Raw genomic sequence first — 17,289 nt, 5'->3', positions numbered from 1 at the left:
GCCGAAAGGATCTGCGGCACCGTGCGCACCGACCTCATCAAGCCACTTCCTGTCACCCTCCTGGCGAACGCGGCCCGCTTCCCCGGCAAGACCGCGTTCGAGGACGACCGGCGCGCGGTCACCTACCGGGACCTGGAGTCACGCACCCGCAGGCTCGCCGGGCACCTGGCACACCTCGGCGTCGGACGCGGCGACCGGGTGGCGATCTGCCTCGGCAACACCGTCGCCACCGTGGAGAGCTACCTCGCGACCGTGCGCGCCGCGGGGATCGGCGTGCCGCTCAATCCGGCCTCGGCCCCGGCCGAACTGGAGTACCTGCTCACCGACAGCGGCGCCACGCTCATCATCACCGACGCGGCCCGGGCCCGGCGCCTGCGCGGCCTGCCGGGACTGGCGCCGGGAACCGTGCTGCTCGTGACCGGTGAGGTCCCGGCGGAGCTGCTCGCCGAGCCGCACGTCCACGCCTACGACGCCCTCGCCACGGCGGAACCGGAGCGGGCCGCCAGGGATGATCTCGCCCTGGACGAGGTGGCCTGGATGTTCTACACGTCGGGGACGACCGGCCGGCCCAAGGGCGTGCTGTCGACCCAGCGCAACTGCCTGTGGTCCGTCGCCTCCTGCTACGTACCGGTGCCGGCGCTGACCCACGAGGACCGGGTGCTGTGGCCGCTGCCGCTCTTCCACAGCCTCTCGCACATCGCGTGCGTGCTGTCCGTCACCGTCACCGGCGCCACCGCCCGGCTCCTGGACGGCGGCTCCGCCGAGGACGTCATGCGGGTGCTCGGCGAGCAGGACCCGACGTTCCTGGCCGGGGTCCCCACCACCTACCACCACCTGGTGACGGCGGCCCGGCGGCACGGGTTCCACGCGCCGAGCCTGCGCGTCGGCCTGGTCGGCGGCGCGGTCACCGGCTCCGGCCTGCACCGCGACGTCGAGGAGACCTTCGGCGTCCCGCTGGTCGACGCCTACGGCAGCACCGAGACCTGCGGCGCCATCACCGTCAACCCGCCGGACGGCGCCCGGGTCGACGGCTCCTGCGGCCTGCCCGTACCGGGCGTCGGCGTCCGCGTCGTCGACCCCCGCACCGGCGCCGACGTCCCCACCGGGCAGGAGGGCGAGGTCTGGGTCAGCGGGCCGAACATCATGGCCGGCTACCACAACAGCCCCGACGCGACCGCGCGGGCGCTGCGCGACGGCTGGTTCCGGACCGGGGACCTCGCCCGCCGCGACGCCGCCGGCTACTTCACCATCTGCGGCCGGATCAAGGAACTCGTCATCCGCGGCGGCGAGAACATCCACCCCGAGGAGATCGAGACCGTCCTGCGCGCCGTCGACGGCGTCGCCGACGCGGCGGTCGCGGGCGCCCCGCACGACACGCTCGGCGAAGTACCCGTCGCCTACGTGGTCCCCGGCCCCGCCGGCTTCGACCCCGGGACACTGATGGAGCGGTGCCGCGAGCAGCTCTCCGCGTACAAGGTGCCGGAGCGGATCCACGAGATCGCGAGCGTCCCCCGGACCGCGTCGGGCAAGATCAGGCGCCGCCTCCTGGCCGAGCAGCCGCACCGCCTGCGGTACGCGGCGAGCGGCCACCACGACACGGTGGCGGGCGTCGCATGGGTGCCGGTCCCCGGCACCGCCGACTCCGTCGACCCGGTGCGGAGTTGGGCGCTCCTCGGACCCGCCGCGCCGGACCTCGCGGGCGCCCTGGAAGCGGCGGGCGCCGCGGTCCGCCACTACCCGGACCTGACGGCACTGAGCGCCGCCGTAGCCGGCGGGGAGCCTCTCGCGCAGGTCACCGTCATGCTGCCCGCGGCCGACACCGGGCCTGACACGGCCGGCGCCGCGCGCGCCGCGGCCCGGCTCCTGGCCGACGACCTGAACACCTGGACACGCCACCTCGCACCGGCCGCCTCCAGACTGGTGATCCTCACCCGCGGCGGCGTCGCGGCCGATGAGGGCGATGCCGCTCAGCGCCTCACCGAGACCGCCCGGTGGGGCGTCACGCGCTCCCACCAGGACGCCCGGCCCACGGCACCGGTGGTCCTGGACGCGCCGACGACGCAGAGCCTGTCCGCGGAGCTGCTGAACGCGGCGGTCGCCTCCGGCGAGCCGCAACTCGCCGTACGCGCGGGGGCCCTGCTGATTCCGCGGGTCACCCGCCTGCCCGTGGCCGATACGGCACGTGCCGACTCCTCGCCTCTCTCACCCTCTTCGCCGCAGGCCGCCGACCTCGGCGGCACCGTGCTGGTCACCGGCGCGGACACGCGGCTGGGCGCGGCGCTCGCCCACCGCCTCGCCACGGTGCACGGAGTGAAGCACCTGCTGCTCGTCAGCGCGTCGGCCGGTGAGGCGACCGGAGATGTAGCCGTGGACGCGGCCGGAGACGCGCTGGCCTTCGCCGGGACGAGCGTCATGCGGGTGACCGCGGACGCGGCGCGCCTCGCTGCGCTCCGGGACGCCCTGGCCGACCTGCGCCACCCGGTGAGCGCGGTGATCCACGCCGCCGACGACCCCGAACTGGCGCTCTGCCTGGACCGTTTGACGTCGGGCGAGACTCCGGTCACCTTCCTCGCCGTGTCGTCCACCGCCGGACTGCTCGGCGCCAGCGGCGCCCCGGACACCGCCGTCGACGCGCTCCTGTGCGACGCGGTGGTACGCGGCCGCCGCCTGCGGCAGCTGCCCGGAACCCTCCTCGCCGGGAGCGCCCGACAGGGCGCCGACGCCGCCGCCAACGCCGACGACGGCAGCGACGACACCGGCCGGATTCCGCACGAGCTGCTCCACGCCTTCGACCTCGCGCTGACGGCCGGACACCCGTTGCTGCTGGTCCTGCCCGCACGCACCTCGGCGGGCACCCCCTCACCGGACACGTACGTGCCCGCGCTGCTGCGCATACCCGCCGAGGAACCCGCCGCCGCGGACGAGCCGGACGAGTCCGTCGCGGAAGCCCTGCGCACGCGGTTGTCCGGGCTGGGGGAGCGCGCGCAGGCGGCGCTGCTGGAGGACCTGGTCCGCACCCAGGCCACGGAGGTGCTGGACCGGGCGGGCAGCGCACTGGTCCCGGCCGGCCGTGCCTTCCGCGACCTGGGTTTCACCTCGATGGCCGTCGTCGCCCTGCGCAACCGGCTGACCGCCCGGACGGGCCTGCGGCTCCCGACCACGGCCGCCTTCGACCACCCCACCCCGGCGGCCCTCGCGGCTTTCCTCCGTACCGAACTGTTCGGCATCGACAACTCCGGATCACCTGGCTCCGGATCGTATGGCTCCGGGACGACGGTCGGCACGCCGGTCACGGCCGCCGGGCCCGACGAGCCGCTCGCGATCGTGGGTATGGCGTGCCGGCTCCCCGGCGCGGTGGCCGGGCCCGAGGATCTGTGGCGGCTCGTGCGGGACGGCGTGGACGCCGTCACGGACTTTCCCACGGACCGGGGCTGGGACCTCGCCACGCTGATCGACCCCGATCCGGCCCACCCGGGCACGTCGTACACCGGGCAGGGCGGCTTCCTCGCGGACGCGGGACTGTTCGACGCCGGGCTCTTCGGGATCTCGCCGCGCGAGGCCCTCGCCATGGACCCGCAGCAGCGCCTCCTCCTGGAGACGTCCTGGGAGGCGGTCGAGCGGGCGGGTATCGACCCGCTCTCGCTGAAGGGCGCCGATGTCGGCGTGTTCTCCGGGCTGTTCGGCCAGGGATACGGGACGGGCGCGGTCACGGCCGAGGTGGAGGGCTTCGCCGGCACCGGCCTCGCCTCCAGCGTGGCGTCGGGCCGCGTCTCCTACGTCCTCGGCCTCGAAGGCCCCGCGGTGTCCGTGGACACGGCCTGCTCGTCGTCCCTGGTGGCGATGCACCTGGCGGCTCAGGCACTGCGGCAGGGCGAGTGCTCCATGGCGCTGGCCGGCGGCGTGGCGGTGATGGCGACGCCCGACAACTTCGTCGAGTTCTCGCGGCAGCGGGCGCTCGCCGCGGACGGCCGTTGCAAGGCGTTCGCCGCGGCGGCCGACGGTACGGGCTGGGCCGAGGGTGTCGGCGTCGTGGTCCTGGAGCGGTTGTCGGTGGCGCGCGAGCGCGGGCACAAGGTGCTGGCGGTGCTGCGGGGGAGTGCGGTCAACCAGGACGGCGCCTCCAACGGGCTGACCGCTCCGAACGGGCTCTCGCAGCAGCGGGTCATCCGTAAGGCGCTCGCCAACGCCGGACTGTCCCCGGCCGACGTGGACGTGGTCGAGGCGCACGGCACGGGCACGGCCCTGGGCGACCCGATCGAGGCGCAGGCGCTGCTCGCCACGTACGGCAAGGACCGCGACCCTCAACAGCCTTTGTGGCTGGGGTCGTTGAAGTCGAACATCGGTCATACGCAGGCCGCCGCGGGCGTCGCCGGTGTCATCAAGATGGTGCAGGCGCTGCGGCACGAGACGCTTCCGGCGACCCTGCACGTGGACGAGCCGACGGCCGAGGTCGACTGGTCGGTGGGCGCGGTGGAGCTGCTCACGCAGGCCCGTGCGTGGCCGCGGGGGGAGGCTCCGCGCCGGGCTGCTGTGTCGGCGTTCGGTGTGAGCGGTACGAATGCGCATCTGATCCTGGAGGAGGCCCCGGCGGAGGCGCCCGCGGACGGCTCCGCCGGGGAGGCGCCGGCCGGGGGAGTGGTGCCGCTGGTCGTCTCGGCGCACAACGCTGCCTCGTTGGCGGGTCAGGCGGGGCGGCTGGCGGCCTTCGTCGAGGACAACGACGGGGTGTCGCCGGTGGAGATCGCCGCTGTGCTGGCCCGGAGCCGTGCGGTGCTGGGCGAGCGGGCAGTCGTGGTCGCGGCGTCGCACGCGGAGGCTCTGGCCGGGTTGCGGGCGCTGGAGCGTGGTGAGAGTGCGGCCGGTGTCGTCTCCGGTGGCGGCTCGGGTACGCCCGGCAAGGTCGTGTGGGTGTTCCCGGGCCAGGGCTCGCAATGGGCGGGCATGGGCCGGGAGTTGTTGGACTCTTCGCCGGTGTTCGCGGAGCGGATCGGTGAGTGTGCGGCGGCGCTTGAGCCGTACGTCGACTGGTCGCTCGTCGATGTGCTGCGGGGTGAGGCGGAGCCTGAGCTGTTGGAGCGGGTGGATGTGCTTCAGCCCGCGAGTTTTGCGGTGATGGTGGGTCTGGCGGCGGTGTGGTCGTCGGTGGGTGTGCTGCCGGATGCCGTGGTCGGGCACTCGCAGGGGGAGATCGCCGCTGCCTGTGTGTCCGGGGCGCTGTCGTTGGAGGATGCGGCCCGGGTCGTGGCGTTGCGCTCTCAGGCGATTGCCGGGGAACTTGCTGGTCGTGGCGGGATGGCGTCCGTCGCGCTCAACGAGGTCGACGCGGTGGCTCGTCTCGGGCGCTGGTCCGGCCGGGTCGAGGTGGCGGCCGTCAATGGTCCGTCGTCCGTCGTCATCGCCGGTGACGCCCACGCGCTGGACGAGGCCCTGGAAACCCTCGCCTCCGATGGTGTGCGGGTGCGCCGGGTCGCCGTCGACTACGCCTCGCACACCCGCCACGTCGAAGACATCCAGGGCACCCTCGCCCGCGTACTGGACGGGATCAGTGCCCAGGCCCCGGCGATCCCCTTCTACTCCACTGCCACGGGCGGCTGGGTCGACGAGCCCGGGGTGCTGGACGGCGGGTACTGGTACCGCAATCTGCGCGGCCAGGTAGCCTTCGGCCCGGCCGTGGCCGAGTTGCTGGCTCAGGGGCACGACACGTTCGTCGAGATCAGCGCACACCCCGTCCTGGTCCAGCCGGTCACCGAGACCGCCTACGCGAGCGGCACGGACGCGGTGGTGACGGGTTCGCTGCGGCGGGACGACGGCGGCCTGCGACGGCTGCTGACCTCGATGGCCGCGCTGTTCGTGCACGGCGTGCCCGTCGACTGGGCCCGGATGCTGCCCGCCGGCGCCCCGGCAGCGACCGTGGACCTTCCCACGTACGCCTTCGACCGTCAGCACTACTGGTTGCGGCCCGCCGCGACCGGCGGTGACGCGACCTCGCTCGGGCTCGACGGGGGCGGTCATCCGCTGCTCGGCGCCGTCGTCAGCATGCCCGAATCCGGGGGTGTCATCGCGACGTCCCGGTGGTCGCTCGCCTCGCAGCCCTGGCTCACCGCCGGCGCCGACGCCGCCACCGTCCTGCCGCCGAACGATGACGTCGTCGTGCCGAACGCGGCCCTGGTCGAGCTGGCCGTCCGGCTCGGTGACCTCACGGCCGCGCCCGTCCTCGACGAACTGACCGTCGATACGCCCGTCGTGCTGCCGCAGCACGGCGGCCGCAACCTACAGATCGTCGTCGGTGCGCCCGACGGGACGCGGCGCCGTCCGGTGGAGGTGTACTCGCGGTCCGGGGACGCCCCGATGGACGCGGAGTGGACCCGGCACGCACACGGCACGCTGGCACCCGCCGGCGCTCGCCCGGCAGCCGCCGTCCCGGTACCGGACGACCACGTCCGCGAGGTCACGGCGGAGGACGCCGCCCTGCGCGACGCGGACCGGTACGGGATGCACCCCGCCCTCCTCGACGCCGCCGTCCGCACGGTCGTCCCGGACGGCATGCTCCCGGCCGTCTGGACCGGCGTGAGCCTCCTCGCCTCGGGCGCCACCGCGCTGTGCGTACGCCGGGGCGCGGACGCGGCGGCAGGCACACCGCTGCTGCTGACCGACCCCACCGGGCAGCCCGTCATGACCGTCGAGGGCGTGCGCGGAGCGCCGTTCACCCCTGGGCGGGGAGAGGCGGGCGGCGCCGACGCGGTGCCGCGCGACAGTCTGTTCTCCGTCGACTGGACGGAGACCTCCCTCCCGGACGCGGACCGGCCCCTCACCCTCGCGTCCGTCGCGACCGCGGGCGAGGTCGCCGCGTTCGGGGCGGCGGGCGGCGCCGCTCCCGATGTCCTGCTGTACGAGGCGGGGCCCGGCCCCGCGGCGGGCGACCCCCGCCCGTCCATCGGCGCCGCGCTCGCGGTGCTCCAGGCGTGGCTGGCCGAACCCGCCCTGGAGGAGACCCGGCTGGCCGTGGTCACCGGGGACTGCGACGCCCCCGACGCGGCCGCGGTGTGGGGGCTCGTACGCTCCGCGCAGTCCGAACACCCGGGCCGCATCGTCCTCGTGGACCTCGACGACGCCTCCCGGACGGCGCTGCCGGCCGCGCTCCTGAGCGGCGAGCCGCAGCTGCGGGTCCGCGGCGGCCTCGCCGAGGTGCCCCGCCTCGTACGGGCGGAGACCCGGGCGGACGGAGACAGCCGCGCCGCGAGGTCCAGCGGAACCGGACCGCGGGCCCGGTGCCTCGACACCGAGGGCACCGTGCTGATCACGGGCGGCACCGGAACGCTCGGCGCCCTCACCGCACGGCACCTCGTCACCGCGTACGGCATCCGCCACCTCGTCCTCGCGAGCCGGCGCGGCGAGGCCGCCGGGCTGCGCGAGGAGCTGACCGCGCTGGGCGCGTCCGTCACCGTCGCCGCCTGCGACGTGTCGGACCGGGCCCAACTGGCGGCCCTGCTGCGCGAGATACCGCCCACGCATCCGCTGACCGCCGTCGTGCACACGGCGGGCGTCCTGGACGACGGGGTGCTGACCGAGCTGACACCCGGCCGGATCGACACCGTGCTGCGGCCCAAGGTGGACGCCGCGCTGCACCTGCACGAACTCACCCGGGACCTGGACCTCGCCGCCTTCGTGCTGTTCTCCTCCGCGGCCGGTGTGCTCGGCAACCCCGGCCAGGCCAACTACGCGGCCGCCAACGCCTTCCTCGACGCGCTGGCCCGGCACCGGCACCGGCTCGGCCTGCCCGCCGTCTCCCTCGCCTGGGGCTACTGGTCGACGGTCAGCGCCATGACCGGACACCTGGGCGCCGCGGACCTGCGGCGCAACCAGCGCATGGGCATGACGGGACTCACCGCCGCCGAGGGCATGGCGCTCCTCGACGCCGCGCTGCGCACCGAGGAGGAGACCGACGGCACGCTGGTCGCCGCGAAGTTCGACGTGCGGGCCCTGCGCGCGGCCGCCGCCGACACCCCGGTGCCCGCGCTGTTGCGCGCACTCGCGCCGGCACCGCGGCCGGCGGCCCGCGCCGCCCGGACCGGGTCCGCCGCCCTGACCGAGCGCCTCGCCGCACTGAGCGACACCGAACGGACGGCGGCCCTGGTCGACCTGGTGCGCCGGCAGGCCGCCGAGGTCCTGGGCCACGGCTCCGCCGACGCCGTCCGCGCCGACCGCGCGTTCAAGGACGCCGGGTTCGACTCGCTGACCGCGGTCGAACTGCGCAACCGGCTCGTCTCCGCGACCGGCCTCGCCCTCTCCCCGGCGGTGATCTTCGACTACCCGAAGCCGGTGCTGCTCGCCGAAGAACTGCGTACCCGGCTGCTCGGCGCTCCGTCCCCACGGCCGGACGCGGGAGCGGCCGCGCCCGCCGTCGCGGCCGGGACGGACGACGAGCCGATCGCGATCGTGGCGATGGCCTGCCGCTTCCCCGCCGGGGTGGGCAGCCCCGAGGAGCTGTGGCGCGTGGTGGCCGACGGCGTCGACGCCGTCAGCGAGTTCCCCGACGACCGCGGCTGGGACACCGAGCGGCTCTACGACCCGGACCCCGACCACGCCGGCACCACCTACGTGCGCCACGGCGCCTTCCTCGACGACGCCGCCGGATTCGACGCCGCCTTCTTCGGCATCTCTCCGAACGAGGCCCTCGCCATGGACCCGCAGCAGCGCCTCCTCCTGGAGACGTCCTGGGAGGCGTTCGAGCGGGCCGCGATCGACCCGACGACCCTGGCCGGGCAGGAGATCGGCGTGTTCGCCGGGGTCAACAGCCACGACTACAGCGTGCGGATGCACCAGGCGTCCGGCGTCGAGGGGTTCCGTCTCACCGGCGGCTCGGGCAGCGTCACCTCCGGCCGCATCGCCTACCACCTCGGCATCGAGGGCCCCGCCGTCACCGTCGACACGGCCTGCTCGTCCTCGCTGGTGGCCCTGCACCTGGCGGCGCAGGCGCTCCGCCGCGGCGAGTGCACCATGGCGCTGGCCGGCGGTGTGATGGTGATGGGCACCGTGGAGACGTTCGTCGAGTTCTCCCGGCAGCGCGGCCTCGCCCCCGACGGCCGGTGCCGGGCCTTCGCCGACGGCGCGGACGGCACCGGCTGGTCCGAGGGCGCGGGGCTGCTCCTGGTGGAGCGGCTCTCGGACGCCCGCCGCCGCGGACACCAGGTGCTCGCGGTGGTACGCGGCTCCGCCGTCAACCAGGACGGCGCGTCCAACGGCCTCACCGCACCGAACGGGCCCTCGCAGCAGCGCGTCATCCGCAAGGCCCTGGCGCACGCCGGTCTGTCCGCGCCGGACGTGGACGCCGTCGAGGCGCACGGCACGGGCACGACGCTCGGCGACCCGATCGAGGCGGAGGCGCTGCTCGCCACCTACGGGCAGGGCCGGGACCCGCGTACGCCGCTGTGGCTGGGCTCGGTCAAGTCGAACATCGGGCACACCCAGGCCGCCGCGGGTGCCGCCGGTGTCATCAAGATGGTCATGGCGATGCGGCACGGGGTCCTGCCCCGCACGCTGCACGTGGACCGGCCCTCCACCAGCGTCGACTGGACGTCGGGCGCGGTGGAACTGCTGACCGAGGCCCGCGACTGGCCCCGCGCCGGCCACCCGCGCCGGGCCGCCGTCTCCTCCTTCGGCATCGGCGGCACCAACGCACACGTCATCCTTGAGGAGGCCCCGGATCAGCCCGCGCTGCCTTTGGTGGCCCCGGAACAGCCCGCGCCGCTCGCGGCCGCACCGTCCGTGCTCCCCGGAGCGGACGCCGAGCCGTCCCCGAGCCGCGGCGCGACCATGGAACAGGCCCCGCTCCTCGACACGGCCGCCGAACAGTCGGTGCTCCCCGACGTCGCCCCCCTGCTCGTACCGGTGTCGGCCAAGACCCCGGGTGCGCTGCGTGGGCAGGCCGCCCGGCTGGTCCGCTTTCTTGAGGACCGTCCCGGCGTCGCGCTCGACGGGACGGCTCACGCGCTCGCCACCGCCCGCGCCCAGTTCGACCACCGGGCCGTGGTGCTGGCCGGCGACGGCGCACAGGCGCGGGCCGGGCTCGACGCCCTCGCCGCCGGTGAGGAGAGCCCCGCCGTCGTCACCGGTACCCCGGACCCCGGCAAGCTGGCCGTCCTCTTCACCGGGCAGGGCAGCCAGTGGGCCGGCATGGGGCGCCGGCTCGCCGGTACCTTCCCGGTCTTCGCGGCCGCCTTCACCGCCACCTGCGACGCGTTGGACACCCACCTGTCCGGGTACGCGGAACACCGGCTGCGCGACGTCGTGTTCGCCGCGCCGGGCACGCCCGCGGCCGCGCTGCTCGACCGGACCCTGTACACCCAGACCGGCCTGTTCGCCGTGGAGACGGCGCTGTACCGGCTCTTCAAGTCCTGGGGCGTACGGCCCGGCCTGCTCGCCGGGCACTCGATCGGCGAGCTGACCGCCGCACACGTCGCCGGGATCCTCGACCTCGCACAGGCCGCCGAACTCGTCGCCGCCCGCGCCCGGTTGATGCAGGCCCTGCCCGAGGGCGGCGCGATGGTCGCCGTCCAGGCCACCGAGGACGAGGTCGCGCCGCTGCTCGGCCGGGCCGGCGGGGCGGTGTGCGTCGCGGCGGTGAACGGCCCCGCCGCGCTCGTCCTGTCCGGCGCCGAGGACGCCGTCCTCGCCGCCGCCGCCGAACTGGCCGGTCGCGGCCACAAGACACGCCGGCTCCCCGTCAGCCACGCCTTCCACTCACCGCTGATGGAGCCCATGCTCGACGCGTTCCGCGCCGTCGCGGAGCGCCTGACGTACCGGCCGGGCCGCATCCCCGTCGTCTCCACCCTGACCGGCGAGCCGGACCGGGACGGCCGGCTGTCCACCCCCGGCTACTGGGTCGACCAGGTGCGGCACACGGTCCGGTTCGGCTCCGCCCTCACCGCCCTCGGCGAACAGGGCGCCTCGACCTTCCTCGAAGTGGGCCCGGGCGGCGTCCTGTCCGCGCTGGCACTCGCCGCCCCCGGCGTCCGGGAGGAGGGCTGCGTCGCCACGCTGCGCAAGGACGGCACCGAGCCCGCCGACGTCCTGACCGCCCTCGCCCGGCTGCACGTACGCGGCGTCGCCCTGGACTGGCCCGCGGTCCTCGGCCGTCCGGCCACCGCGCCCACGACCGGGACCGAGCTGCCCACCTACGCGTTCCAGCACCAGCGGTACTGGGTCGAGACCGACGACACCACCGGGCCCGGCGGCGCCGAGGCCCTGGGCGCCACGAGCACCGGGCACCCGCTGCTCGGCACCGTCGTCGAACTCCCCGGCGACGCGGGCGTCGTCCTCACCGGCCGGCTGACCCCGCGCAGCCCCGGCCTGGGCACCGCCACGGGCCGGCCCCCGGCCGCCGCCCTGCTGGAGATGCTCGTCAGGGCCGGTGACGCGGTGGGGTGTGGCAGCCTCGCAGACGTCGTCGTCGACGCGCCCTTGTCCCGGCCGGGGCAGGGCGGCACCCAGCTCCGGGTCACCGTCGGCGCCCCCGGCCCGGACGGACGGCGCGACGCGGCCGTCCACAGCCGCGCCTCGGGCGAGCAGCACGGGCCCTGGACGTGCCACGCCCGCGCCCGGCTCGTGCCCGGGGCCCCGCAACCGTCGTTCGACCTGCGGGACCGGCCGCTGTCCGGCCCGGCCGCCTCCCGGGACCGGGACGGCCGCGTGCTCGCGGAGATCACGCTGCCGCACGAACGGGCCGGCGAAGCCGACCGGTTCACGCTGCACCCGCACCTCCTCGACCTCGCGCTGCGCACCCTCGGCACCGCAGGCACCGGGCCGGACGACGTGGCCGAGTGCGCGGCCCTCACCGTGTACGCGCAGGGCGCCACGGCGCTGCGGCTGCGGGCCACGCCCGTGGCGGACGGCCGCCACCTCGTGGAGCTGGCCGACCTCTCCGGCGCCCCGGTCGCCGCGCTGGGCCCCGTGCGCCTGGCCGCCGTACCCGAAGAAGCCACCGGCACCCACGCCCCCCTACCCGAAGCCGTATCCGCACCCGCGCCGGTACCCACGCCCGTCGCCGCTCCGACCCGGCGCCGCGTCGCCCGGAACGAAGGCGCGAGCGAGGCGTTCGCCGAACGGCTGGCCGCTCTCCCGGCCGGGGAGCAGCACCGCCTGGTGCGGCAGCTCATCGAGGAGAGCATCGCCGTCGTCCTCGGCCACCGGGACGGCGACGGCCCCGCGTTCGCCGCCGAACAGCCCTTCAAGAGCCTCGGCTTCGACTCGTTCGGCGCGGTCAAGCTCCGCAACCGGCTGCACGACCTCACCGGGGTCGACCTGCCCGCCACCCTCGTCTTCGACCACCCCACCCCGGCGGCCCTGGCCGAGCACCTGCGCGCCGAACTCCTCGGCGAGGAGACGAGCGCGCCCGGCGCCGGGCAGGCGGTGGCCGTCTCCGACGAACCCATCGCGATCGTCGCCATGAGCACCCGGCTGCCGGGTGGCGCCGACAGCCCCGAAGAACTGTGGGACCTCGTCATGGAGCGGCGGGACGCCGTCTCCGGGTTCCCGCTCGACCGCGACTGGGACCTGGAGGGCCTGTACCACCCGGACCCGGACCACGCGGGCACGTCGTACACCCGGCAGGGCGGGTTCCTGCACGAGGCCGCGCGGTTCGACGCCGCGCTGTTCGGGATCTCGCCGCGCGAGGCCCTCGCCATGGACCCGCAGCAGCGCCTCCTCCTGGAGACCTCCTGGGAAGCCCTGGAGCGGGCCGGCGTCGACCCCCTGTCCACCCGGGGCGGCGACATCGGCGTCTTCACCGGCATCGTCCACCACGACTACGTGACCCGGCTGCGCCAGGTGCCCGAGGACGCGCAGGGATACCTGATGACCGGTACGGCGGCGAGTGTCGCCTCGGGCCGCGTCTCGTACGTCTTCGGTTTCGAGGGCCCGGCCGTCACGGTCGACACGGCCTGCTCGTCGTCGCTGGTGGCGATGCATCTGGCGGCCCAGTCGCTGCGGCAGGGCGAGTGCTCGATGGCGCTCGCCGGCGGTGCGACGGTGATGGCGAGTCCGGACGCCTTCCTGGAGTTCTCGCGCCAGCGGGGCCTGTCCGCGGACGGCCGCTGCAAGGCGTTCGCGTCGACGGCCGACGGCACGGGCTGGGCCGAGGGCGTCGGCGTGGTCGTCCTGGAGCGGCTCTCGGTGGCGCGCGAGCGCGGGCACAAGGTGCTGGCGGTGCTGCGGGGGAGTGCGGTCAACCAGGACGGCGCCTCCAACGGCCTCACCGCACCGAACGGGCCCTCGCAGCAGCGCGTCATCCGCAAGGCGCTCGCCAACGCCGGACTCTCCCCGGCCGATGTGGACGTGGTCGAGGCGCACGGCACGGGCACGGCCCTCGGTGACCCGATCGAGGCGCAGGCGCTCCTCGCCACGTACGGCAAGGACCGCGACCCTCAACAGCCTCTGTGGCTGGGGTCGTTGAAGTCGAACATCGGGCACACGCAGGCCGCCGCGGGCGTCGCCGGTGTCATCAAGATGGTGCAGGCGCTGCGGCACGAGACGCTTCCGGCGACCCTGCACGTGGACGAGCCGACCACGCAGGTGGACTGGTCCGCGGGCGCGGTCGAGCTGCTGACCGAGGCCCGGGACTGGCCGCGTTCCGGCCGGCCCCGCCGGGCCGGAGTCTCCTCCTTCGGCGCCAGCGGTACGAATGCGCATCTGATCCTGGAGGAAGCCCCCGCCGAGGCGCCCACCGAGGCACCCCCCACGGACGCTGGCGACCCCGCCCCCGCCGCTGTCGTACCGCTCGTCGTGTCGGCGCGCGGCGCCGCATCCCTGGCGGGCCAGGCCGGGCGGCTCGCGGCGTACCTGGAGGCGGCCGGGCCCGGAGCGCTGTCCCCCGCCGCCGCGGCGCTGCTGTCGAGCCGGGCCCTGCTGGGCGAGCGGGCGGTGGTCGTCGCCGGATCGCATGACGAGGCCGTCGACGCGCTGCGGGCGCTGGCGCGCGGCGAGAGCACACCCGCGGCGGTGACCGGCGGCGCGGGCGCGGCCGCGCCGGGCAAGGTCGTGTGGGTCTTCCCGGGCCAGGGCTCGCAATGGGTGGGCATGGGACGGGAGTTGCTGGCGACCTCGCCGGTCTTCGCCGACCGGATCGCCGCGTGCGCGGCCGCCCTCGACCCGTGGATCGACTGGTCCCTGCTCGACGTACTGCGCGGCGAGGAACCCGCGCTGCTGGAGCGGGTGGACGTCGTGCAGCCCGCCAGTTTCGCCGTCATGGTCGCGCTGGCCGCCGTCTGGTCCTCGCTCGGCGTGCGCCCCGACGCGGTGCTCGGCCACTCGCAGGGCGAGATCGCGGCCGCGTGCGTGTCCGGCGCGCTGTCGCTCGACGACGCGGCCCGGGTGGTGGCGCTGCGCAGCCGGGCGATCGGCGAACGGCTCGCCGGCCGCGGCGGCATGGCGTCCGTCGCCCTGGGGGAGAGCGAGGCCGCCGCCCGCCTGGAGCGCTGGGCGGACCGGGTGGAGATCGCCGCGGTCAACAGCCCGTCCTCGGTCGTGGTCGCCGGTGACGCGCGGGCGCTGGACGAAGCGCTGGACGCGCTGACCGCGGACGGCGTGCGGGTGCGCCGGGTGGCTGTGGACTACGCCTCCCACACCCGGCATGTGGCGGACGTCGAGTCCGTCCTCGCGGAGACCCTGTCCGCCGTCGCGGCCGCGGCGCCCACGATCCCCTTCTACTCGACCGTGACCGGCGGCTGGATCGAGGACGCCGGTGTCCTCGACGGCGCGTACTGGTACGGCAATCTGCGCGGCCAGGTGAAGTTCGGCCCCGCGGTCGCCGAACTGGTCCGCCAGGGCCACGGCGTGTTCGTGGAGATCAGCGCCCATCCCGTCCTGGTCCAGCCGGTCAACGAGGCGGTGTACGACGCCGACGGCGCCGCGCAGGCACTGGCGACCGGCTCCCTGCGGCGCGCCGACGGCGGCCTGCGCCGCCTCCTGTCCGGAGCGGCCGAACTCTTCGTGCGCGGCGTCCCGGTGGACTGGGCCGGCGTCCTGCCCGCCGGGACCGGACCGGCCCCCGTGCGGCCCGAACTGCCCACCTACGCCTTCGACCGGCAGCGCTACTGGCTGCGGGAGGCCGCGGCCGAGGACGGCGCCGAGAGCGGCCGGAGCGAGGACTCCGGCTTCTGGCGGGCCGTCGAGGACGCCGACCTGGACTCGCTGAGCGCGCTCCTGGAGACGGCGTCGCCCGACGAGCGCGGCGCGCTGGACACGCTCGTCCCCGTCCTCGCGCAGTGGCGCGGCAGACAGCGCGAGCAGTCCTCCGCCGAGAAGCTGCGCTACCACATCACCTGGCAGCCGCTGGGCCGCGAGGCCACCGGAGTGCCGGGCGGACGCTGGCTGGTCGTCGTACCCGCCCGGGAGGACCCCACTGTCGACGCGCTCCTCGCGGAGCTGGAGGCTCAGGGGCTCGGCATGGTCCGGCTCGCGGTCGGCGAACCGGACCGCACGCGGGAGCGGCTCGCCGCGCGGCTGGCCGCTGTCCTCGCCGAACACGACGTGACCGGCGTGCTGTCCCTGCTGGCCCTGGACGAACAGGCCGCCGGCGGACCGCAGGACCCGCTCGCCGTCACGGCCTCGGCCCTCGCCGTGGTGCAGGCCCTCGCCGACGGCAACGCCACCCAGCCGCTGTGGTGCCTGACCCGGGGCGCGGTGAACATCGGTATCAACGACACGCTCACCTCACCCGCCCAGGCCGCCCTGTGGGGCCTCGGCCGGGCCGCCGCGCTCGAACGCCCCGACCGCTGGGGCGGGTTGGTGGACCTGCCCGCCAGGACGGACGCGCGTACGGCCCAGTACCTGCTCGGCGTGCTCGACGGCGCGGGCGGCGAGGACCAGCTCGCGGTCCGCCGCTCGGGCGTCTACGGCCGCCGCCTGGTCCGCAAGCCGCTGCCGGCGCCGGACACCGCAGGACCCCGCTGGCAGCCCCGCGGCACCGTCCTGGTCACCGGCGGCGCCGAGGGCCTCGGCCGGCACGTCTCCCGCTGGCTGGCCCGGGCGGGCGCCGAACGGCTCGTGCTCACCACCACCGCGCAGGCCCCGGACGACGCCGTGGCCGGACTGCGCGCCGAACTGGCCGCGCTCGACGTCCCCACGGCCGTCGAGTCCTGCCCCGACACGGACCGGGAGACGATCGACCGCCTGGTCACCGCGGACCCCGCACATCCGCTCAGCGCCGTCGTGCACGCCGCGGACTCCACCCGGACCGGCTCCGTCGACGCCACCACACCGGCCGACCTCGCCGAGGTGTTCGCCGCCAAGGTGGACACCGCCCTGTGGCTGGACGAGCGGTTCGACGACACACCGCTCGACGCGTTCGTGGTGTTCTCCTCCATCGCCGGCGTGTGGGGCGGCGGCGGCCAGGGCCCGTCCGGCGCGGCCAACGCCGTCCTGGACGCCCTCGTCGAATGGCGCCGCGCCCGGGGCCTGCGGGCCACGTCGCTCGCCTGGGGCGCGCTCGACCAGATCGGCGTCGGCATGGACGAAGCGGCCCTGGCGCAGCTGCGCCGGCGCGGGGTGCTGCCCATGGCGCCGGAGCCGGCGGTGACCGCGATGGTCCAGGCGGTGCGGGGCGACGAGAAGTTCGTGGCCGTCGCCGACATGGACTGGGCCGCCTTCGTACCGGCGTTCACCTCCGTCCGCGCCAGCCCGCTCCTGGCCGACCTGCCCGAGGCGCAGGCGGTGCTCCGGGCGGCACGGGAGGACGGCGAGGACAACGCGGCCGCCTCCTCCCTCGCGGACACCCTGCGCGGCGCCCCCGACGCCGAACAGAACCGCGTTCTGCTGCGCCTCGTCCGCGGCCACGCCTCGACGGTGCTCGGCCACGGCGGCGCGGAGGGCATCGGCCCGCGCCAGGCGTTCCAGGAGGTCGGCTTCGACTCGCTGGCCGCCGTCAACCTGCGCAACAGCCTCGGCGCGGCCACCGGACTGCGGCTTCCCGCGACCCTGGTCTTCGACTATCCGACCCCGGAGGCCCTCGTCGGGTACCTCCGCTCCCAACTGCTCGAAGAGAACGACGACGGGCCGGACGCGCGCGAGGACGACCTCAGGCAGGTCCTTGCGTCCGTGCCGTTCGCCCGGTTCAAGGAGGCCGGTGTCCTGGAGGCCCTCCTCGGCCTCGCCGACGACAGCGGCGGCAGCACCGACGACGGCGCGCAGGCGCCGCCGGCCGCCGGCGACGAGGAACTGATCGACGCGATGGACGTTGCCGACCTGGTGCAACGGGCCCTGGGCAAGACGAGCTGACCCTGATGAACGAACCGT

At 75.6% G+C, this 17,289-nt stretch carries 1 protein-coding gene; it reads left to right on the top strand.

All coding sequences use genetic code 11. The annotated features are described in order from the left end of the window. Nucleotides 1-21: 21 nt before the first annotated feature. Nucleotides 22-17,271 (top strand): type I polyketide synthase, encoded by a 17,250-nt coding sequence (locus ABZY33_RS29875; RefSeq protein WP_356494815.1) that lies wholly within the window; start codon nucleotides 22-24, stop codon nucleotides 17,269-17,271. Nucleotides 17,272-17,289: the final 18 nt, after the last annotated feature.

The organism is Streptomyces sp. NPDC006552 (genome assembly GCF_040611655.1).
Lineage (GTDB): Bacteria > Actinomycetota > Actinomycetes > Streptomycetales > Streptomycetaceae > Streptomyces.
The sequence above is the reverse complement of the archived record's forward strand: the minus strand, read 5'-3'. Positions and strand labels throughout refer to the sequence as shown.